At 58.6% G+C, this 19,190-nt stretch carries 20 protein-coding genes; 12 read left to right on the top strand and 8 right to left on the bottom strand.

The window, feature by feature from the left end; translation table 11 throughout:
* The first annotated feature begins 281 nt into the window (after positions 1-281).
* The 9 genes from ccoG to ACFWW4_RS14855 all read left to right on the top strand — a co-directional run bounded on the left by ccoG (position 282) and on the right by ACFWW4_RS14855 (position 8,881).
* Positions 282-1,697, top strand: a complete 1,416-nt coding sequence (gene ccoG, locus ACFWW4_RS14895; protein ID WP_411891579.1) for a cytochrome c oxidase accessory protein CcoG — start codon at positions 282-284, stop codon at positions 1,695-1,697.
* Positions 1,694-2,146, top strand: a complete 453-nt coding sequence (locus ACFWW4_RS14890) for a FixH family protein (RefSeq protein ID WP_411891578.1) — start codon at positions 1,694-1,696, stop codon at positions 2,144-2,146. Before ccoG ends, ACFWW4_RS14890 begins: the two co-directional genes overlap by 4 nt.
* Positions 2,143-4,290, top strand: coding sequence for a heavy metal translocating P-type ATPase (locus ACFWW4_RS14885; protein WP_411891577.1), 2,148 nt, complete (start codon positions 2,143-2,145; stop codon positions 4,288-4,290). The genes ACFWW4_RS14890 and ACFWW4_RS14885 overlap by 4 nt, the downstream gene beginning before the upstream one ends.
* Positions 4,287-4,445, top strand: coding sequence for a cbb3-type cytochrome oxidase assembly protein CcoS (gene ccoS / locus ACFWW4_RS14880; protein ID WP_393927126.1), 159 nt, complete (start codon positions 4,287-4,289; stop codon positions 4,443-4,445). The genes ACFWW4_RS14885 and ccoS overlap by 4 nt, the downstream gene beginning before the upstream one ends.
* 125 nt (positions 4,446-4,570) lie before the next feature.
* Positions 4,571-4,855, top strand: a complete 285-nt coding sequence (locus ACFWW4_RS14875) for a co-chaperone GroES (RefSeq protein ID WP_393927125.1) — start codon at positions 4,571-4,573, stop codon at positions 4,853-4,855.
* Positions 4,856-4,903: 48 nt separating this feature from the next.
* Complete coding sequence (gene groL / locus ACFWW4_RS14870; RefSeq protein ID WP_393927124.1) at positions 4,904-6,550, top strand: chaperonin GroEL; 1,647 nt, start codon at positions 4,904-4,906, stop codon at positions 6,548-6,550.
* Between the two features lie 218 nt (positions 6,551-6,768).
* The gene (locus ACFWW4_RS14865) at positions 6,769-7,263 is read left to right on the top strand and encodes a GNAT family N-acetyltransferase (RefSeq protein ID WP_411891576.1); all 495 of its coding nucleotides are present in this window, start codon (positions 6,769-6,771) and stop codon (positions 7,261-7,263) included.
* Between the two features lie 3 nt (positions 7,264-7,266).
* Positions 7,267-8,103, top strand: a complete 837-nt coding sequence (locus ACFWW4_RS14860) for a DMT family transporter (protein WP_411891575.1) — start codon at positions 7,267-7,269, stop codon at positions 8,101-8,103.
* 52 nt (positions 8,104-8,155) lie between these two features.
* Positions 8,156-8,881 (top strand): esterase/lipase family protein, encoded by a 726-nt coding sequence (locus ACFWW4_RS14855; protein WP_411891574.1) that lies wholly within the window; start codon positions 8,156-8,158, stop codon positions 8,879-8,881.
* Here the strand turns inward: ACFWW4_RS14855 and ACFWW4_RS14850 are convergent.
* The 3 genes from ACFWW4_RS14850 to ACFWW4_RS14840 all read right to left on the bottom strand — a co-directional run bounded on the left by ACFWW4_RS14850 (position 8,878) and on the right by ACFWW4_RS14840 (position 10,716).
* Positions 8,878-9,951 (bottom strand): 5-(carboxyamino)imidazole ribonucleotide synthase, encoded by a 1,074-nt coding sequence (locus tag ACFWW4_RS14850; RefSeq protein ID WP_411891573.1) that lies wholly within the window; start codon positions 9,949-9,951, stop codon positions 8,878-8,880. The genes ACFWW4_RS14855 and ACFWW4_RS14850 overlap by 4 nt on opposite strands.
* Complete coding sequence (gene purE, locus ACFWW4_RS14845; protein ID WP_411891572.1) at positions 9,944-10,432, bottom strand: 5-(carboxyamino)imidazole ribonucleotide mutase; 489 nt, start codon at positions 10,430-10,432, stop codon at positions 9,944-9,946. Before purE ends, ACFWW4_RS14850 begins: the two co-directional genes overlap by 8 nt.
* A 65-nt stretch (positions 10,433-10,497) precedes the next feature.
* Positions 10,498-10,716: a YdcH family protein gene (locus tag ACFWW4_RS14840; protein ID WP_411891571.1), complete on the bottom strand. Its 219-nt coding sequence runs from the start codon at positions 10,714-10,716 to the stop codon at positions 10,498-10,500.
* Positions 10,717-10,884: 168 nt separating this feature from the next.
* Here ACFWW4_RS14840 and ACFWW4_RS14835 point away from each other — a divergent pair, with 168 nt between their 5' ends.
* Together ACFWW4_RS14835 and ACFWW4_RS14830 are read left to right on the top strand one after the other, a co-directional pair.
* Positions 10,885-11,298, top strand: a complete 414-nt coding sequence (locus ACFWW4_RS14835; RefSeq protein ID WP_411891570.1) for an Hsp20 family protein — start codon at positions 10,885-10,887, stop codon at positions 11,296-11,298.
* Positions 11,299-11,301: 3 nt separating this feature from the next.
* Complete coding sequence (locus tag ACFWW4_RS14830) at positions 11,302-11,526, top strand: DUF1150 family protein (RefSeq protein WP_393927115.1); 225 nt, start codon at positions 11,302-11,304, stop codon at positions 11,524-11,526.
* Positions 11,527-11,561: 35 nt separating this feature from the next.
* On the opposite strand, the gene ACFWW4_RS14825 is transcribed toward ACFWW4_RS14830, so the two are convergent.
* The 4 genes from ACFWW4_RS14825 to trxB all read right to left on the bottom strand — a co-directional run bounded on the left by ACFWW4_RS14825 (position 11,562) and on the right by trxB (position 16,259).
* Entirely contained in the window at positions 11,562-13,274 is a 1,713-nt protein-coding gene (locus ACFWW4_RS14825; RefSeq protein WP_411891569.1) for a bifunctional sulfate adenylyltransferase/adenylylsulfate kinase, read from the bottom strand.
* A gap of 127 nt (positions 13,275-13,401) precedes the next feature.
* Complete coding sequence (locus tag ACFWW4_RS14820) at positions 13,402-14,724, bottom strand: cytochrome P450 (RefSeq protein WP_411891568.1); 1,323 nt, start codon at positions 14,722-14,724, stop codon at positions 13,402-13,404.
* Between the two features lie 51 nt (positions 14,725-14,775).
* Entirely contained in the window at positions 14,776-15,294 is a 519-nt protein-coding gene (locus ACFWW4_RS14815) for an RES family NAD+ phosphorylase (protein WP_411891567.1), read from the bottom strand.
* Positions 15,291-16,259 (bottom strand): thioredoxin-disulfide reductase, encoded by a 969-nt coding sequence (gene trxB, locus ACFWW4_RS14810; protein WP_411891566.1) that lies wholly within the window; start codon positions 16,257-16,259, stop codon positions 15,291-15,293. The genes ACFWW4_RS14815 and trxB overlap by 4 nt, the downstream gene beginning before the upstream one ends.
* A 163-nt stretch (positions 16,260-16,422) precedes the next feature.
* On the opposite strand from trxB, the gene ACFWW4_RS14805 reads away from it, so the two are divergent.
* Positions 16,423-16,923 (top strand): Lrp/AsnC family transcriptional regulator, encoded by a 501-nt coding sequence (locus tag ACFWW4_RS14805; RefSeq protein WP_393927110.1) that lies wholly within the window; start codon positions 16,423-16,425, stop codon positions 16,921-16,923.
* Between the two features lie 217 nt (positions 16,924-17,140).
* Here ACFWW4_RS14805 and ACFWW4_RS14800 read toward each other — a convergent pair whose 3' ends face one another.
* On the bottom strand, positions 17,141-19,186 hold the full coding sequence (locus ACFWW4_RS14800; RefSeq protein ID WP_411891565.1) for a putative bifunctional diguanylate cyclase/phosphodiesterase: 2,046 nt from the start codon (positions 19,184-19,186) through the stop codon (positions 17,141-17,143).
* Positions 19,187-19,190 lie beyond the last annotated feature (4 nt).

Genomic DNA, 19,190 nt, shown 5'->3' with positions numbered 1-19,190 from the left:
ATCTTCAGATTCAGACCGTGCGCTGCGTTAACCCCGCAAATCGCCCCTCAGGGGTCCGACGCAAGTCCGACGTTTTGCCGACGCGATGCCGACCGACCATTTTGGCAAAAACCCCTGTATTAACTGATGATTCGCGAAAACGGGCTGACGGGGGTGTTGCATCCGCTGCGACACCCCACCGCACGTTGCGTGCCCTCGGGGCTTGATCCACATCAAAGACCTATACGCCCCGCCCCTTACAACCGATCCTGCGAACAGAAGTTATCCGTCAGGCCGCCCACATGTCCTCAGCCGAAGACCAGCCTCTCTATGCCGCGCGCGAACCGATTTTTCCGCGCCGCGTCAAAGGGTTCTATCGAAACCTGAAATGGTGGGTGATGGGCATCACGCTCGGCATCTATTACCTGACGCCCTGGATTCGCTGGGATCGTGGCCCAAACCTGCCCGATCAGGCGGTGCTGGTCGATATGGCGCACCGGCGATTTTACTTCTTCTGGATCGAAATCTGGCCGCATGAATTCTATTTCGTGGCGGGCCTTCTGATTATGGCCGGACTGGGCCTGTTTTTGTTCACATCCGCGCTGGGCCGCGTCTGGTGCGGCTATACCTGCCCGCAAACGGTGTGGACTGATCTGTTCATCCTCGTCGAGCGCTGGATCGAAGGCGACCGCAACGCGCGGGTCCGCCTCTGGAACGCCAAATGGGATTCCCGTAAGATACGGTTAAGATTGACAAAATGGACGGTCTGGCTGCTGATCGCCATCGCAACCGGCGGCGCATGGGTTTTCTATTTCGCCGATGCACCAACGCTCGCCTACAACCTCGCCACGTTCCAGGCGCCGTTCATCGCATGGGCCACAATCGGGGTTCTGACCGCCACGACATTCATCTTCGGCGGCTTCATGCGCGAACAGGTCTGCAACTACATGTGCCCCTGGCCGCGCATTCAGGCCGCCATGATGGACCCCGAAACACTGACCGTCGCCTACCGCGAATGGCGGGGCGAACCACGCGGCAAAAAGCATGACAATACCACCGGCGACTGTATCGATTGCATGGCCTGCGTGAATGTCTGTCCGGCAGGCATCGACATCCGTGACGGCCAGCAGATGGAATGCATCACCTGCGCGCTTTGTATCGATGCCTGCGATGATGTGATGGAAAAAATCGGTAAGCCACGGGGATTGATCGATTATCTGGCCCTGTCAGATCAAGAGGAAGAAGCAAAAGGCAAACCTGCCAAGAAGCTTTGGCAGCATGTCTTCCGCTTCCGCACCATACTTTATACGACGCTCTGGGCTCTGATTGGTGTCGGCCTTGTCTTTGCGCTCTTCATCCGGGCCGATATCGAAATGACGGTCGCCGCCGTGCGTAACCCGACATTCGTAACACTGTCAGACGGCACGATCCGCAACATCTACGACATCCGCCTGCTCAACAAACATGGCGAAGACCGCGAATACCACCTCTCGCTCAGCTCCGACGAAATTCTGCGGATCGATCTGGAAGGCACGGCACAGCGCAGCATTATCGTGCCCGCGAATGAAACCTATCTGCAACGCGTCTATGTCTCGGCCCGCCCCGGTGATCCTGCGGCCAGCACGGACCGGGTCGATCTGCGTTTCTGGGTCGAGGATCTGGTGTCAGGAGAGCGTGCGCACAAGGATACAATCTTTAACGGAAGGACAGCACAATGACCCGCGAATTCACAGGCTGGCACATGCTGGCGCTTATGGTCGGCGGCTTTGGCATCATCATCGCGGTGAATCTGACGCTCGCCTATAACGCTGTCGCCACCTTTCCGGGGCTTGAAACCCGCAATTCCTACGTGGTCAGCCAGAAGTTCGAGGCGGATCGCGCGGCACAGAATGCACTGCGCTGGGATATGACATCAACATTGGAAGGCGGCGTTCTGACCGTTGCCATCGCGGACAAAGACGGCAACCCGGTCCAGCCCAAGGTCGTGGATGCGATCCTAGGTCGCGCGACACATACAGGGCAAGACGAGGTGCCGCAGTTCACATGGAATGGCACTGCGTTGACCGCCCCCGTTTCCGCATCCGAAGGCTATTGGAACCTGCGGTTGGTGTTGGAGGCCCCTGATGGCACACCGTTCCGCCGCCGCATCCAACTGACTGCGAAATGACCGATACGGCTGCCTGTCCGGCCTGTGTCGGCATGCCCGAGGCACCGCTGAAACAAGCGGCAGCCAAGGGGACCGATCAGATCGTTCTGTCCCTGCCGGGCATCCATTGCGTTTCCTGCATAAACGGTGTCGAACGGGCGCTGTCGGGCATGGAAGGCGTCGCATCGGCCCGTGTGAACCTATCGATGAAGCGGGTCACCGTGGGCACGAGCAGCCCCATCGCGCCGGAGGCGTTGATCGACACGCTGGAGCTCGCCGGGTTCGAGGCGCGCGTACTGGATACATCGCTTTTAGACGTGGGCACCGATACATATGGGCGCGGCCTGCTGACCCGCATCGCGATATCCGGCTTTGCAATGATGAACGTGATGCTCTTGTCGGTCGCGGTCTGGTCCGGGGCCGTGGGCGCAACCCAGCACCTGTTTCACATCATCAGCGCCAGCATCGCCATTCCCGCCGTAATCTATGCAGGGCAGCCATTTTTCCAGAACGCGTGGCGGGCTTTATCAGCGCGCAAGCTGAATATGGATGTGCCGATTTCGCTAGCCATTGTCCTTGCTGCGGCGATGTCGCTTTATGAGACTTTCGTAGGTGGCGCGCAGGTCTATTTCGACGCTGCTGTATCGCTAACCTTCTTCCTGCTGATCGGGCGCTATCTGGATTATCGCAGCCGCAAGGCTGCCGCTTCGGCTGCGGCACAACTGTCAGCGCTGGAGGTGCCGCGTGTGATGCGACTGACCGATGGCGCGCGGCAGATGGTTGATTTTGCCGATCTGACGGTGGGTGACCTGATCCAGGTCCTACCCGGCGGGCGTATCCCGGTGGACGGCGTAGTCGCCGAAGGCACAAGCCAAATCGATCGGTCACTGCTGACCGGCGAAAGCAAACCGATTGCCGCCAGAACAGGCGCCGCTGTTACGGCAGGCGAGGTCAACATGACCGGCCCCCTAACGATCCGCGCCACCACTGTCGGGTCCGACACCACCCTGCGCAAGATGGTGACCATGGTCGATCAGGCCGAGGCTGTGCGCAACCGCTATACCGCCATAGCCGACCGGGCCGCGGCGGTTTACGCACCTGTTGTCCACCTGCTGGCGCTGGCCGCGTTCATCGCTTGGCTGGCCTATTCCGGCGATGCCCGCCTGTCGCTGAATATCGCTGTGGCGACGCTGATCATCACCTGCCCTTGCGCGCTGGGGCTTGCCGTGCCTGCCGTATCGACCACTGCCGCCGGTCGCCTGTTCCGCGCCGGGCTTCTGGTCAAGGACGGGACCGCGCTCGAACGTTTGGCCGAGGTCGACACTGTGGTCTTTGACAAGACTGGCACGCTGACCATGCCTGCCGCCGCGCGCGACGCGCTGGATGGCAAGGCGCAATCCATCGCGCTGGCCCTGACGCGGAATGCGACCCATCCGGTGTCGCAGGCTATCGCCGCTTCGCTTGACGGCGTGATGCCAGCCAATCTGACCGACCAAAAGGAGCATTCCGGCAAGGGGTTGAGCGCGAACTACGAGGGTCAAATCGTGCGGCTTGGCTCGGGCGTGTGGCTGGGGATGAAACCCGGAACGTATCTTCAGATTGGCAGCGAAACGCCCCAGAAAATCACCCTGCAGTCCGAGTTGCGAGAGGGCGCGCGCGATCTGGTCACAGCATGGCAGAACGCAGGTCTGAACGTTCATCTGGTCTCGGGTGATGAGATCGAGGAAACATCGCGGGTCGCCGAGGCCCTTGGCATCGCCAACTGGAAGGCTGCGACGCGACCAGAGGAGAAAGTCAGCTACATCAACGCGCTGAATGATGCCGGGCTGAAGGTGCTGATGGTTGGTGATGGGCTGAACGACACTGGCGCGCTGGCGGCGGCACATGCATCCTTGTCACCTGCGACAGCGGCGGATGCCTCGCGCGCGGCCTCTGACATTGTGCTGCTGAATGACAGCCTGACACCACTGATCGAATTGCCCTTGGTTGCACGCAAGGCGCGTAAACTGGTGATGCAGAATTTCGCCATTTCGGCGGCCTATAACGCGGTCGCCATTCCCATTGCACTGGCTGGTTTCGCAACACCGCTTCTGGCTGCGATTGCGATGTCGACCTCATCCATTACTGTTCTTTTGAACGCGTTACGGCTAAGAGGGCGGGTATGAATATTCTTGTGATCCTGATCCCCGCGTCACTGATCCTTGGCGGGCTGGGGCTGCTGGCATTTTTGTGGAGCTTGCGGGCTAATCAGTATGAGGATCTGGACGGGGATGCGTGGCGCATACTGTCCGACGATGACCAGCCCCCCGCTGCCGACTAAAATTTTTGCCATCGCCGTCTTCGAAGCTGTTGACTCGCTCCGGCGTGGTCCCTAACTACGCTGCGTTATCACTCTCTACTGATGAGTGCTAACATGAGAGAAACACGAACTGGAGAAGTTCTGAAATGGCATTTACACCACTTCACGACCGCGTACTCGTTCGTCGCATCGAAGGCGACGAAAAGACTGTTGGCGGCCTGATCATTCCTGACAGCGCCAAAGAAAAGCCCGCTGAAGGCGAGATCGTCAGCGTTGGCGAAGGCGCGCGCAAAGACAGCGGTGAGCTGATCGCGATGTCTGTCAAAGCAGGCGACAAAGTGCTGTTTGGCAAATGGTCCGGCACCGAGGTCAAGATCGACGGCGAAGAGCTGCTGATTATGAAAGAAAGCGACATCCTCGGCATCATGTAAGCCGAATGATCGCAATCACATCTATTCTTAAGCAAGGAGCACATGAAAATGGCTGCTAAAGACGTCAAATTCGACACAGATGCACGCAACCGCATGCTCAAAGGTGTCAACACCCTCGCCAATGCGGTGAAGGTTACGCTGGGCCCCAAAGGCCGCAACGTGGTGCTGGACAAATCGTTCGGCGCCCCCCGGATCACCAAGGATGGTGTGTCGGTTGCCAAGGAAATCGAACTGGAAGACAAGTTCGAAAACATGGGCGCGCAAATGGTCAAAGAAGTGGCCCAGCGCACCAATGACGAAGCCGGTGACGGTACAACGACCGCTACTGTTCTGGCCCAGGCGATTGTCAAGGAAGGCATGAAATCTGTTGCCGCCGGCATGAACCCCATGGACCTCAAGCGCGGCATCGACCTGGCCACTGCCAAGGTTGTCGAAGCAATCAAAGCAGCCGCCCGCGACGTGACTGACAGCGACGAAGTTGCACAGGTCGGCACGATCTCTGCCAACGGCGAAGCTGAAATCGGTCGTCAGATCGCTGATGCGATGCAGAAAGTCGGCAACGAAGGCGTCATCACCGTTGAAGAAAACAAAGGTCTGGAAACAGAAACTGATGTTGTCGAAGGTATGCAGTTCGACCGCGGTTACCTTTCGCCTTACTTTGTGACCAACACAGAGAAGATGACAACAGAGCTGGAAGACGCAATCATCCTGCTGCACGAAAAGAAACTGTCGTCGCTGCAGCCAATGGTTCCGCTGCTCGAGTCGGTCATTCAGTCCGGCAAGCCTCTGCTGATCATTGCCGAAGACGTCGAAGGCGAAGCGCTGGCAACCCTGGTTGTCAACAAGTTGCGCGGTGGTCTGAAAATCGCTGCCGTCAAGGCACCTGGTTTCGGTGACCGTCGCAAGGCTATGCTGCAGGACATCGCGATCCTGACCGGTGGTCAGGTCATTTCCGAAGACCTCGGCATGAAGCTGGAAAATGTGACCATCGACATGCTCGGCTCTGCCAAGCGCGTCGCGATCACCAAGGATGAGACAACCATCATCGACGGTGACGGCGAAAAGGCCGAGATCGAAGCACGCGTATCCCAGATCCGTGGCCAGATCGAAGAAACGACATCCGACTACGACCGGGAAAAGCTGCAGGAACGCGTGGCCAAACTGGCCGGTGGTGTTGCTGTGATCCGCGTTGGCGGCATGTCCGAAATCGAAGTCAAAGAGCGCAAGGATCGCGTTGACGATGCACTGAACGCGACACGCGCCGCTGTTCAGGAAGGTATCGTTGTCGGCGGTGGCGTTGCACTGGTACAGGCCGGCAAGACACTTGCAGACCTGAAGGGTGCGAACTCTGACCAGGACGTCGGCATCGCTATCATCCGCAAGGCTCTTGAGTCTCCGCTGCGTCAGATCGCCGAAAACTCTGGCGTTGACGGCTCTGTCGTGGCTGGCAAGATCCGCGAAAGCAGCGATGCGGCCTTTGGTTTCAATGCGCAGACCGAAGAATATGGCGACATGTTCAAGTTCGGCGTGATTGACCCTGCCAAGGTTGTGCGGACTGCCCTGCAGGACGCCGCATCGGTTGCTGGTCTGTTGATCACGACCGAAGCCATGGTTGCTGACAAACCCGCCAAAGAAGGTGCCGGTGGCGCTGGCGGCGGCATGCCCGACATGGGCGGCATGGGCGGCATGATGTAAAACGCGGCTTGGGCTTTGCCCAAACGCGTTTGGTGGGTGGCAGGCGTTTGCTTGCAAATGCCGAGAACCCACTTGTTGGAAACGAAAAAAGGGCGGTCCAATGGGCCGCCCTTTTTGCGTAAACAGAATTTCGCAGAAATTCTGATCACAAAATCTCATCGAGATTTTGATATCGTCTGCTACTGGACGGCTACCGCCCCCACCGATACCGTCCGCCAATGATATTATCCCAGTCGCCCCAGTTTGCCCGCGACCTCCGGGCCGGAGAGGAAGGTGCTGTCGACGCGCTGCTCCGTGCTGCGTTCGGGGGCGAGGAAGAGGTCCAGCTTGCTCACAAACTCCGCAAGTCTCGCGCGATGGCGGGTGAGGTTGTGTTGCCGATGGATGACCGGATCATCGGCTATTACGCCCTGTCCACATTTGTGAAGCCAAAGGGCTGGCTGTGCCTGGCCCCTGTTGCGATCCATCCTGATCTGCAACGGCGGGGGTATGGTAAACGGATGATGGGTATGCTGACCGAATGGGCGCGGCTGACGCAGACGCCGGTCGTCGTCCTGGGTAACCCGGAATTCTATGAAAAGGCGGGATTTTCGCGCGAAAAGGCGGCGAAGCTGCAGACGCGATATCCGATAGAGAACACGATGCTGGCCGGAGTTGATGCTGCTGTTCCGGCGCAGCAGCTGGTCTATCCGGCTGCTTTTGACGGACTCTGACAGATGCAGTTGTTCCTGCTTGTCGCCCTGACGATGACGGCTTTTGCAGCCAACTCCATTCTCAACCGTATCGGCGTGGCCGATTTCGGGATGGACCCGATGGATTTCGCGGCCATCCGGGTCGTCGCCGGGGCCGTCATGTTGTGGCTGTTGATCCTGACCCGCAATGCGCCCCGGCCCGCCATTTGGGTCCCTAAACGCTGGGCGGGGGCGGTCATGTTGGCAATCTACATGGTCGGGTTTTCCTGGGCCTATATCAGCCTCGGGGCGGGGTTAGGGGCGCTGATCCTCTTTGGTGTCCTGCAGGTCGTTGTCTTTGGCTGGGCCGTGATCGAAGGACAAACCGTGCCCGTGATGCGCTGGATCGGTGCCGGGATCGCCCTGATCGGGTTATGCGTGCTGCTTTGGCCCGGCGGGCAGGCAACCGTGCCTTTCGCCGGTGCAATGTCGATGGCGGCGGCCGGCGTTGGATGGGCCGCCTATACTCTTCTGGGGCGCGCCGAAAGTGACGCGCTGGGGGCGACAGCGGGTAATTTCCTGCTCTGTGTACCTCTGACCGGGCTTGCAATGGTGGTAGCCGGCGGCGGGCATCTATCCGTGATGGGCGTTTTGACGGCAGTGGTCGCCGGGGCAGTAACTTCTGGACTGGGCTATGCCCTTTGGTATCGGGTTTTGCCATCATTGCCGACAACAGTGGCAGGGATTGCGCAGCTAAGCGTGCCGGTGATTGCCGTCGCTGCGGGCGCTGTGCTGCTGGCTGAGCCGTTGACACTGCGTCTGCTCTCTGCAGGTGCACTGGTGCTCGGTGGCATCGCCTTGTCGCTTCTAGTGCGACGTTAGGTTTTTCGTGAAAGGGTATTCCGTCGCGGCAACACAATGCTAACTAACACGCATGAGATACGTTTTGGCCGCCCTTCTGTCCTTGATGGGATCAGCTGCAGCAGCGCAGGAATGCGTCGTGATGCTGCACGGTCTGGCACGTACCGAAATCTCATTCACCCCGCTGCAGATCGTCCTTGAGAACGAAGGCTACAAGGTCATCAACCGCGGCTATCCATCGACCGAGGCGACAATCCCGACATTGGTCGAGGAACATCTGGCCGAAGATGTGGCGGCCTGCGGTGATGCCCGTGTGCACTTTGTCACCCATTCTATGGGTGGAATCCTCGCCCGCGCATGGCTGACCAATAACCGGCCCAAGGTGATGGGCCGTGTTGTCATGCTGGGGCCGCCCAATGCAGGGTCTGAACTAGTGGATATCTTCGGCGATTTTGAACCGTTTCAATGGGTGAACGGCCCGGCGGGCCTGCAATTGGGCACTGGCGATGCCAGTTTTCCAAACCAGTTGGGCACACTACCGGAATACGAGGTCGGCATCATTGCCGGTAACCGCACGCTGAACCCGGTTTATTCCGCCCTGATCGACGGACCCGACGATGGCAAGGTCTCGGTCGCGTCCACCCGGCTGGCGGGGATGAATGACCATATCGAATTACCCGTGACCCACACCTTCATGATGAACAACCCGCTGGTGATGGAAGAGGTGCTGATCTTCCTGCGCGACGGCCGGTTTGATCGCAGCCTCAACATGACCGATGTGATCCTCGGCACGGATTAAGAGGCGGGCGCGACGACCCTGTTCACATGCCCCATCTTGCGACCCGGTTTGGCCTCGGCCTTACCATAAAGATGGATCGCCGCATCGGTTCCGGCGATTTCCGGTATCCGGTCCATATCGTCGCCAATCAGGTTTTCCATCACCACATCCGAATGGCGCGTCCCGTCGCCAAGCGGCCAGCCCGCAACGGCGCGGATATGCTGTTCGAATTGGCAGATGGTGCAGCCGTTCTGGGTCCAATGGCCGGAGTTATGCACGCGCGGCGCGATTTCATTGACGATCAGGCCACTGCTGGTCACGAACAGCTCAACCCCTAAAACGCCCACATAATCCAGTGCGTTCAGAATACGCGCGGCGATCAACACGGCATCGGTCCGCTGGTCAGGGGTCAGCCGGGCGGGGACAGCGGTTGTCCGTAGTATTCCGGCCTCGTGCACGTTTTCGCCAGGATCGTAGCAGGCCACAGCCCCATCAGCGCTGCGCGCCCCGATGACCGACACCTCATGGCTGAAATCAATGAAACCTTCCAGGATTGCCGGCGCACCGGCCATATCGGCAAAGGCCTTTTCTATGTCGCCCACGTCCTTGATGCGGGCTTGGCCTTTGCCGTCATAACCCATCCGCCGGGTTTTCAGGATGGCTGGCGTGCCGATGCGATCAATGGCGCGAGTGAGGTCGTCGAGGCTTGTCACATCGGCGAAGGGTGCGGTTTGCAGCCCGAGATCCTGCAGAAAAGTCTTTTCGGTCAGCCGGTCCTGGCTGGTCGCCAAGGCCAGACGTCCCGGGTGGATGGGTACATGATCCTCAATCAGGTCAAGCGCTGCGGTCGGGATGTTTTCGAATTCATAGGTGACGACATCGACGCTCTTGGCGAAATTTTCCAATGCTGCGCGATCGTCATAAACAGCTTTCATATGGAAATTGGCCACATGTGAGGCGGGGCAATCGCCGCCGGGTCCGAAAATGCAGGTTTTGAACCCAAGACGGGCTGCTGCGACCGACAGCATTCGCCCCAATTGGCCGCCGCCGAGTATACCGATTGTCGCCCCGGTGGGCAGTGGATCAGTCATCGCTTGGCTCATGAGGGATCGAGGCAGACAATGCGCTGCGCCACTGGTCAAGGCGCGTGGCCAGATCGGTGTCTTGTAGGGCGAGGATACCGGCAGCCATCAGCCCGGCATTCGCCGCCCCGGCGGCACCGATTGCCATGGTCGCCACGGGATAGCCGCGCGGCATCTGCAGGATGGAATAAAGACTGTCGACACCCGACAGCGCCTTGGTCTGCACGGGGACACCAATCACCGGCACCCGGGTTTTCGAGGCCATCATGCCTGGCAAATGAGCCGCCCCGCCTGCACCGGCAATAATCACCTGCAAACCGCGATCCACGGCTGTCTTACCATAGTCCCACAGCCGGTCCGGTGTACGATGGGCCGACACGATCTTGGTTTCGTAAGCGATGCCCAATTGGTCAAGCATTTCAGCGGCTTCGCGCATGGTGGGCCAGTCTGATTGACTGCCCATGATGATACCGACCAAAGGTTGGGCCATGACGCACCCCTGCTGCCAAAATGAAGCGGCACTATAGCGGCGACACGGGTCGCTGCAACGCCCTATCAAGCGATAATATCAGGCAAAATACGATCTTCGAGGGTGACAATCTGGTCTTTCAGGGCCAGTTTTTGTTTTTTGAGCCGTTTGATTGTCAGCATGTCCGCAGACCCGCGCTCCTGCAGAGCGTCGATGGCTTCATCCAGATCCCGATGCTCGCGCCGCAGCACCTCCAGCTTGACGCGCAGGACCTCAACCTGTTCCATTTGTGCAGATTTGTTCATCTGTGGCGTGTCCGATTGCTTGTGATCTTATCACTATAGATAGGGGTTTAGTCACAAAGTTCCTAACACTTCCTCTTGATCACCAAGGCTTGCAGACCCATATTTTTGATAACGGTCGCCGAAATCGGGGCCATAACTGACAGTCGCTTGACGAAAAGGGCATGTCTTATGACGAAATTGGCTTTGGGAACGCATCCGTTCCTGTTGGGTTTCGAACAGCTTGAACGGCTGGTCGAACGTACCGCGAAAAGCGGAAATGACGGCTACCCGCCGTATAATATCGAACAAACCTCGGATCATTCCTATCGGATTACGCTGGCCGTGGCCGGTTTTGCAGAAGGTGATCTGGCGATTACCGTCGAAGATAACTCTTTGGTCATTCGTGGGCGTCAGAATGAAGATGACGCCGGGCGTATCTATCTGCATCGCGGCATTGCCGCGCGCCAATTCCAGCGTTCTTTCGTGCTGGCCGATGGTGTCGATGTGGGTGAGGCGGTGATGGAAAACGGTCTGCTGCATATCGATCTGACCCGGGCGATCCCGGATCGCATCGTGCAGACGATCAATATACGGAAAGGGTGAGTCATGAATACCAAGTTTGACCTGAAATCGATGGGCGAGGATATCGTCTATGTGAAAGCCATCGCCGTCACCGAACTGCCGCAGGAATTGCAGCAGCAGGCGGGTGATCTGGACACGCTGTTTTCGGTCCATAATGCCCAGGGTGAGCAGTTGGCGCTGGTGGCCAACCGCAAACTGGCCTTTCATCTGGCGCGTGAAAACCACATGCGCCCGGTGACTGTTCACTGACAGATGCCACAGCGTAAGATGGGTCTTGACCCATCCTACGCTTTGATCAGCCCCATGCTTTCCAGCTTCAAAATCACCTGATGGGCGCAGTTGTCGACCGGGACATTCTCGGTCTCGACGCGCAATTCAGGGTTTTCGGGAACATCATAGGGGTCTGAAATCCCGGTAAATTCCTTGATCTTCCCTTCGCGCGCCAGCTTGTAAAGCCCCTTGCGATCCCGCCTCTCGCATTCCTCGATGGATGTGGCGACGTGGATTTCCAGATATGCCCCGAATTGTTCGATCTCTTCACGCACGGCCCGCCGTGTCGCCGCATAGGGCGCGATCGGTGCGCAGATCGCGATGCCGCCATTCTTGGTGATCTCAGAGGCTACAAATCCAATCCGCCGGATGTTCAGGTCGCGGTGTTCCTTGCTGAACCCCAGTTCCGACGACAGGTTCTTGCGCACGATATCCCCGTCCAGCAGTGTCACAGGCCGCCCGCCCATTTCCATCAACTTGACCATTAGCGCGTTGGCGATGGTTGACTTGCCGGACCCTGAAAAGCCGGTGAAGAACACAGTAAATCCTTGTGCGGCCCGTGGCGGCCGCGTTCTGCGCAGCTCTTCAACCACGGCAGGGAAGGAAAACCATTCTGGTATTTCCAGCCCTTCCGACAAGCGCCGCCGCAATTCCGTGCCAGAGATATTGAGGATCGTGACTTTATCCCGGTCGTGGATTTCATCGGCGGGTTCGTATTGGGCGCGGTCCTGCACATATACCATGTGCTGAAAATCGACCATTTCGATGCCCATCTCATCCTGATGTTGCCGGAACAGGTCCTGCGCATCATAAGGGCCATAGAAATCCTCGCCCTGGCTGTTCTTGCCGGGGCCCGCATGGTCACGCCCTACGATGAAATGGGTGCAGCCATGGTTTTTGCGGATCAGCCCGTGCCACACGGCCTCGCGCGGGCCGGCCATGCGCATGGCGAGGTTCAGAAGCGACATCGTGGTGGTCGATGACGGGTATTGATCCAGCACGGCCTCATAACAGCGCACGCGGGTGAAATGATCGATATCACCGGGCTTGGTCATGCCGACAACCGGGTGGATCAGCAGGTTCGCCTGTGCCTCTTTCGCCGCCCGAAAGGTCAGTTCCTGATGGGCGCGGTGCAACGGATTGCGGGTCTGAAAGGCCACCACCTTGCGCCACCCCAGTTTGCGAAACAGGGCGCGGAGTTCATTGGGCGTATCGCGGCGACCCCGGAAATCGTAATGCACAGGCTGCTGGATGCCCGTCACCGGACCGCCCAGATAGACGCTGCCTGCTGTATGATGCAGATAATTGACTGCCGGATGCGCCAGATCATTGGCGCCAAACACCTTTTCCGCCTCGCGCGCCTTGTCCGGCGACCATTTGTCGGTCACGGTCATGGTCGCCAGGATCACCCCTTCCTGGTCGCGCAAGGCGATGTCCTGACCCAGTTCAACCGCCTCGGCAAAGCGCTCTGACACATCCAGCGTGATCGGCATGGGCCACAGCGTACCGTCGGCCAGCCGCATGTTTTCCACCACGCCATCATAGTCGGCTTGCGACAAGAACCCTTTCAGCGGATTGAACCCGCCATTCATCAACAGTTCCAGATCGCAAATCTGGCGCGGGCTCAGATCATGGCTGACCAGATCGGCCGCCTCCATCTTCATCTTCTGGGCGCTCTCATACGAAACAAAAAGTTCCGGGATCGGGGCCAAATCCTGTGCCATCATAACGACCTGACGTTTGTGATTTTCAGTTGCGTGGTGGCATAGACCCGGCATTGGCCCGTGTCTAGCGACCACTGGCAGTTAAGACCGGGGTTCGCGCGAAACGGCTGAAGCGGGAACCAACGCGTGGCTAACGCGGGATCAGACGGACAGGCAGACCACCCTTGGGGAAAGGGATGGGAACGCGCTGCCATTTGACGGGTCCGTCATCGGCCCGTTCGACCCGGTAGCGGCGCAGCAGCAGCGCCATGAATACCTTGACCTGCATCGTGGCGAAATGCAGGCCGATGCATTTATGTGCCCCGCCACCGAACGGCGCCCAGGCATAGCGATGGCTTTGATCCTCGGCCCGGTTTGGTGAAAAGCGGTCAGGGTCGAAAACCTCGGGGTCGGTCCAATGATCCGGCGATACCAGAACCATGCCGGGCATGGCGGAAACGGATGTGCCCGCCGGGAAATCCATGCCGCCATAGCTGAAATCGCGCACCGCCAGGCGTGGGATGAATGGCACTGGCGGTAACAGGCGCAGGCTTTCGCGAAACACCCGGTCGGTCACATCAAGCGCGTCCAAGGCGGCGTCATCCAGCGGTGCATCGCCAAGGGCGTCGACCTCTGCCACCATCCGGTCCTGCCAGTCTGGATACGTCGTCATGGCCCAGATCATTTTGGTCAGGGTGGCGGCCGTGGTGTCGTGGGCAGCCATCAGCAGGAAATTGAAGTGATCAACGATCTCTTCATCTGTCCAGACATTGCCGTCATCATCGGTGGCGAGGCACATCTGGCTGAAGAAGTCATCGCCGCCTGTCTTGCGCCGCTCTGGGATCAATTGGCGGAACGTTTCGGACAGATAGCGGCGTGCCATCATCCCCCGCCTGATCTTGGTATAGGGCAGGGGTTTGCGGATGATCCCGAGCGAGGCTGCAACCTCGGCCTGGAAGGCTTGATTGAGTTCAGGCACCCTATGATCGTGGATCGAAAGCCCCATGAAGACCGCACCGCCCATCTGCAATGTCGCTGTCTTGATGGCGGGAAAAAACGCGAAATCGGTTTCGGCTGGCCAATCGGTGATCAGACTGTCAAGCGCAGTCGCCATGCTGTCGCGATAGGCGTCCATCACAGGCTTGCGAAAGGCTGATTGCATGATCCGGCGATGCGCGCGGTGATCGCCAAAGTCGCGCAGCATCAGCCCGCCGCCGAACAGCACATCCAGCATGTCCCAGCCACCCGCGCTGGAAAACAGATCATCCCTGTCACCAAGTATGAATTCCAGCGCATCTGCGCCATTCAAGGCGACACGCCATTTCCCCAGCACCTTGACCTTGTAGATCGGGCCAAATCGTTTGGCCGCGTTGCCATGAAGGCGATAGCTGTCGATCAGAAGGTCAAGCGTATGTCCGATCAGTGGTTTGGGTCGGGGCCCCGGTACATGGGCCAGCGTATCAGCGTTGGCCATCTGCCCTCCGATCACTGCGATAACGAAACTCTACCGCAGATTGCAGAAACGTCAAAATATAGATGGAGTCCAGTCAGTTGGGCTAGCCGCTACACGCAGTTGCGCCGCGCCCGGGGCATTCCAGCGAAACAGCACCAGATGCCACCGTTCCGGCGCCCGGCGTGAGGCATAGATCATCCCATCCGCGCCACTGGCCCGCACCGCGTCTGATGCTTTCCAACTGGTGGCGGGCTGGCCGTTTGCTCGCTCGTCCGCCCATGGCACGCTGGGCCAGCGCGGGTCTATATCGAGCTGATCACAAGTCGCCGGGTCGCGCAGATCGGCAAGCCGTGCGTCGCTCACTTGCAAGGGGATCATCACCCGCGGCAGATCGTCCGCGCGCAGGTATATGTCAATCGCGATGGCTGCTGCTTCCGGCGTAGGCGAAGCATAGAAAGCAGGCTGCCCGCTATGGTGAAACCGGCCTTCAGGGTGGATCACCCCGTCCAGCACCTTGTCGGCATATCGCGCAAAGGCGATGCGAAAAGCAGGCCCCGAAAACAGTGTCAGATTGGTATTGCTGGCAGTCATTCCACGGCAGCAAGAACGGGCGCATCTTCCTGTTCTGCAAGGAATTTTTCGGCGTCCAGTGCCGCCATGCAGCCCATACCCGCGGATGTGACAGCCTGACGGTAAATGTGGTCGGTCAGATCGCCCGCCGCAAAGACACCGGGGATGGCTGTGCGGGTGCTGCCCGCCGTGACTTTGACATAGCCACCATTGTGGGTTTCCAGCTGGTCCTTGACCAGTTCGGAGGCGGGCGCATGGCCAATGGCGATAAAGACGCCCTTGCACGGGATTTCGGTGATTTTGCCGGTTTTGGTGTGTTTGACACGCACGCCTTCGACGCCCAAAGGCTGATCGGTGCCATAGACCTCATCAATTTCGTGGAACCACAGCGTTTCGATTTTCTTGTTGTTAAACAGTCGGTTCTGCAGGATTTTCTCGGCCCGCAATTCATCGCGCCGGTGGATCAGCGTGACCTTTGAGGCGAAGTTGGTCAGAAACAGAGCTTCTTCCACCGCCGTGTTGCCGCCGCCGACCACGACGATTTCCTGACCCCGGTAAAAGAACCCGTCGCAGGTGGCGCAGGCGCTGACGCCGAAGCCTTTGAACTTGTCCTCGGTTGGCAGGCCAAGCCATTTGGCGCGGGCCCCGGTGCAAAGGATCACGGCGTCGGCGGTATAGACCGTGCCGCTGTCTGATTGAGCGGTGAAGGGGCGCTTTTGCAGGTCGAGCGACGTGATGATGTCGCCGATGATTTCGCAGCCCATTTCGCGTGCATGGGCCTCCATTCTGACCATCAAATCAGGGCCTTGCACTTCGGTGTCGCCGGGCCAGTTTTCAACTTCGGTGGTGGTGGTCAGCTGGCCGCCGGGTTCGATGCCCTGCACAAGGATCGGTTCCAGCATGGCACGCGCCGCATAGACGCCTGCGCTGTAACCAGCGGGGCCGGAGCCGATGATCAGGACTTTGGTGTGGCGGGTGTCGGACATGGGGGCCTCATTACGCTGCAATGGATCCGATATAGACCCGCCTGCACGAGGATAAAAGGCCGGGGCTAGCGGAAGTGATACGTTATTTTATTGCTGTTTGGTGAAATATTGTTGCGCAGGTGCGCGCTGTTTCGTAGTATTCGCAAAAATCACAGGGAATATGATGCCAGGAACGAAACTTGATGACATCGACCGGATGATTCTGGCCGAATTGCAGGCCGATGGTCGCATGACCAATGTGGAACTGGCCAAACGCGTTGGAATATCGGCCCCGCCATGCCTGCGCCGGGTGCGCACATTGGAAGAGCAGGGATTTATCCAAGGATATCATGCAGATGTAAATGCCCGCGAGCTTGGCTTTGAGGTGCAGGTCTTTGCCATGGTGGGTTTGGTCAGCCAGGCGGAGGTGGATCTGAGTGCGTTCGAGCGCCGCTGCCAGGAATGGCCGCTGGTGCGCGAGTGTCATATGCTGAATGGCGAGGTGGATTTTATCCTGAAGTGCGTGGCGCCGGATTTGCGTACTTTCCAGCGGTTTTTGACAGAGGAATTGACGAGTGCTGACAACGTGGCGTCGGTAAAGACATCGCTGGTCATTCGCGGCGCCAAGGACGAGCCGGGGGTGCCGTTTGACGTGCTTGAGGCGCGGTTGGCGCAAGAGGCCTGACGCAACGTTCGGTGGGGTGCGGGGGGCGGCGCAACACCCCGATCAGCCCATTTTCACGAATCATGTGTTAATACAGGGCTTTTTGCCAAAATCGGCGGTCGGCATCGCGTCGGCAAAACGTCGGACTTGCGTCGGACCCTTTTGCGCGATTTTGCGGGATTAACCCGGCGAACGGTCGAAACATGAAGGCGTTGTTAAGGATTGAGGTCGTCTGACTTCATGACGCGCGGGCCAGTGGTTTTTGCCCCGTGATCTGGCGCGCTTCTTGCAGCGTTTTGGGTTTGCCGAAATAGAAGCCTTGCGCATAAGCGCAGTTTTCAGAACGCAGGAATGTCAGTTCTTCCTGCTGTTCGATCCCTTCGGCTAGCACCGGGATCCCGAGGGCGGTGCCAAGCAGAAGTGTAGACCGGACGATGGCCGCGCGCTGATGATCGCTGTGCACATCAGAAATGAAACTGCGGTCGATCTTGATCTTGTCGAAAGGGAAGGCCTGCAAGGTCGAAAGCGAGGAATAGCCGGTGCCGAAATCATCCATCGCGATGCGGATACCCATCGCCTTGAGCGTGTACATGGCTTTCAGAGTACGGACCTGATCGTCGATAATTGATGCTTCTGTCACCTCAAGCTCAAGCCGTTCAGGCGGGAAGCGGGTTTCTGTCAGGATGGTGGAAACTTTTTCCACAAAGCAGGCCTGGACCAATTGTTGTGGGGCGACATTGACAGCGATGCTGAATTCGTTTGGCCAACTGGCGGCCTCAGTGCAGGCGGTGCGCAGGACCCATAGACCGATATCACGGATCAGGCCGGTTTCTTCGGCGATGGGGATGAATTGTGCGGGCGAAACCGGGCCGCGTTGGGGGTGGTTCCAGCGCAACAAAGCCTCGAACCCCACGGGTTGCAGTGAGTTCAGATCGTTCTGCAACTGATAGACCAGTTCAAATTCGCCGTTTTCGACCGCGTGCCGCAGATCGTAGATCATCAAGGTCCGTTCCTGCGTTTCACGATCCATTTCGGCATTGTAAATGCAGATAAAGTTTTCGGGGTCCGATTTGGCCCGGTACATGGCGATGTCGGATTGCCCCAGCAAGTCGTCCATCTTGATGTCATCGCCGCATGCGATGGCAACGCCGATGGCCGCCCGCACGCTGACCGGGGCCGCAGGCAGTTCAATCGGCTGAATGACAGCGTTGTTCAGGCGGGTGCCGAATGCGATCACGTCATCCTCGCTCTGAAAGCCGCGTTTGAGGGCGACAAATTCATCACCACCAGTCCGGGCGATGAATTCATCGTCTTCGATGGTCCAGCGGAGTCGTTCACTGACCACCTGGAGCACCTGATCGCCGGTGGCGTGGCCATAAAGATCATTGATTTCCTTAAAAAGGTTGAGGTCGATGGTCAGGACGGCAACCTGGGCGTCGGGGTTGGTCTGCAGTTCTTCGGCATACCGATCAATCCGGTTGGCCAGTTGCAGACGGTTGGGCAGCCCGGTCAGCGGATCGTTCAGGGCGGCGATCTTGAGCTGTTTTTTCGCCTCTTCCTCAATATTGGTTTCGATGCTGACCGAGGCAAAACCGATCAGCAGGATGACGACCATGATCGCAAGGATCAGAAAGCCAAGCGCCGTGTCCGAGATTAGCTGCGGCGGCACCTCATTGAGCGTGTTGAGTTCGATTGTAAACGCGCTCATCCCCGTGAAATGCATGGTGCAGATGGCGGTCACCATCAGTATGGCCCCGCCCAGCCAGCAGTAGCGCGTAACCGGAAAGGCGATGCGGTGAAAGGCAGCCGTGCCTAACCCCATGCCCAGCAGAACAGAGGCAATGACCGGCCTGGTATGCCAGATGACGTCCCCCGGAAACAGATAGGCCGACATACCGACATAGTGCATGATGGATACGGTCAGGCCGAAGGTGGTACCGGCCGCGATGGTGTTGCGCAGGCCTTTGCCGCGCCCGAACACCGCATTCGCAGCCAATGTCCCAAAGATGGCGATAACCAGCGACAGCCCGGTTGTGAACGGTTCGTACCCGTGTTCGACGCCCGGATCATAGGCCAGCATGGCGATGAAATGCGTGGTCCAGATGGTCGTGCCGGTGATCAGACCGGTCAGGGCAAGCTGGACCACCCGGCGCAGTCCGTGAGCCCGCAGCATCCGCCGACTGAGCAGGACAGCAAGACATGACCCCACAATACAGACAAGCGCCGCGACGGCGACCAGCCCGTAATCGTGTTCATAGACCAGACATGCGATTACCCGATACATTGAC

The sequence above is a fragment of the Yoonia sp. SDW83-1 genome (assembly GCF_046762885.1).
Classification (GTDB): domain Bacteria; phylum Pseudomonadota; class Alphaproteobacteria; order Rhodobacterales; family Rhodobacteraceae; genus Yoonia.
This window is presented reverse-complemented; position numbering and strand designations above follow the sequence as displayed.

What these genes read in the sequence shown, in the direction of transcription:
- ccoS (WP_393927126.1), top strand. Translation starts at nt 4,287, where the DNA reads ATGAATATTCTTGTGATCCTGATCCCCGCGTCACTGATCCTTGGCGGG.
- ACFWW4_RS14860 (WP_411891575.1), top strand. Translation starts at nt 7,267, where the DNA reads ATGCAGTTGTTCCTGCTTGTCGCCCTGACGATGACGGCTTTTGCAGCC.
- purE (WP_411891572.1), bottom strand. Translation starts at nt 10,432, where the DNA reads ATGGCCCAACCTTTGGTCGGTATCATCATGGGCAGTCAATCAGACTGG.
- ACFWW4_RS14825 (WP_411891569.1), bottom strand. Translation starts at nt 13,274, where the DNA reads ATGATGGCACAGGATTTGGCCCCGATCCCGGAACTTTTTGTTTCGTAT.
- ACFWW4_RS14875 (WP_393927125.1), top strand. Translation starts at nt 4,571, where the DNA reads ATGGCATTTACACCACTTCACGACCGCGTACTCGTTCGTCGCATCGAA.
- ACFWW4_RS14820 (WP_411891568.1), bottom strand. Translation starts at nt 14,724, where the DNA reads ATGGCCAACGCTGATACGCTGGCCCATGTACCGGGGCCCCGACCCAAA.
- ccoG (WP_411891579.1), top strand. Translation starts at nt 282, where the DNA reads ATGTCCTCAGCCGAAGACCAGCCTCTCTATGCCGCGCGCGAACCGATT.
- ACFWW4_RS14815 (WP_411891567.1), bottom strand. Translation starts at nt 15,294, where the DNA reads ATGACTGCCAGCAATACCAATCTGACACTGTTTTCGGGGCCTGCTTTT.
- ACFWW4_RS14805 (WP_393927110.1), top strand. Translation starts at nt 16,423, where the DNA reads ATGCCAGGAACGAAACTTGATGACATCGACCGGATGATTCTGGCCGAA.
- ACFWW4_RS14835 (WP_411891570.1), top strand. Translation starts at nt 10,885, where the DNA reads ATGACGAAATTGGCTTTGGGAACGCATCCGTTCCTGTTGGGTTTCGAA.
- ACFWW4_RS14830 (WP_393927115.1), top strand. Translation starts at nt 11,302, where the DNA reads ATGAATACCAAGTTTGACCTGAAATCGATGGGCGAGGATATCGTCTAT.
- ACFWW4_RS14855 (WP_411891574.1), top strand. Translation starts at nt 8,156, where the DNA reads ATGAGATACGTTTTGGCCGCCCTTCTGTCCTTGATGGGATCAGCTGCA.
- ACFWW4_RS14865 (WP_411891576.1), top strand. Translation starts at nt 6,769, where the DNA reads ATGATATTATCCCAGTCGCCCCAGTTTGCCCGCGACCTCCGGGCCGGA.
- ACFWW4_RS14885 (WP_411891577.1), top strand. Translation starts at nt 2,143, where the DNA reads ATGACCGATACGGCTGCCTGTCCGGCCTGTGTCGGCATGCCCGAGGCA.
- trxB (WP_411891566.1), bottom strand. Translation starts at nt 16,259, where the DNA reads ATGTCCGACACCCGCCACACCAAAGTCCTGATCATCGGCTCCGGCCCC.
- ACFWW4_RS14800 (WP_411891565.1), bottom strand. Translation starts at nt 19,186, where the DNA reads ATGTATCGGGTAATCGCATGTCTGGTCTATGAACACGATTACGGGCTG.
- ACFWW4_RS14850 (WP_411891573.1), bottom strand. Translation starts at nt 9,951, where the DNA reads ATGACTGATCCACTGCCCACCGGGGCGACAATCGGTATACTCGGCGGC.
- ACFWW4_RS14840 (WP_411891571.1), bottom strand. Translation starts at nt 10,716, where the DNA reads ATGAACAAATCTGCACAAATGGAACAGGTTGAGGTCCTGCGCGTCAAG.
- groL (WP_393927124.1), top strand. Translation starts at nt 4,904, where the DNA reads ATGGCTGCTAAAGACGTCAAATTCGACACAGATGCACGCAACCGCATG.
- ACFWW4_RS14890 (WP_411891578.1), top strand. Translation starts at nt 1,694, where the DNA reads ATGACCCGCGAATTCACAGGCTGGCACATGCTGGCGCTTATGGTCGGC.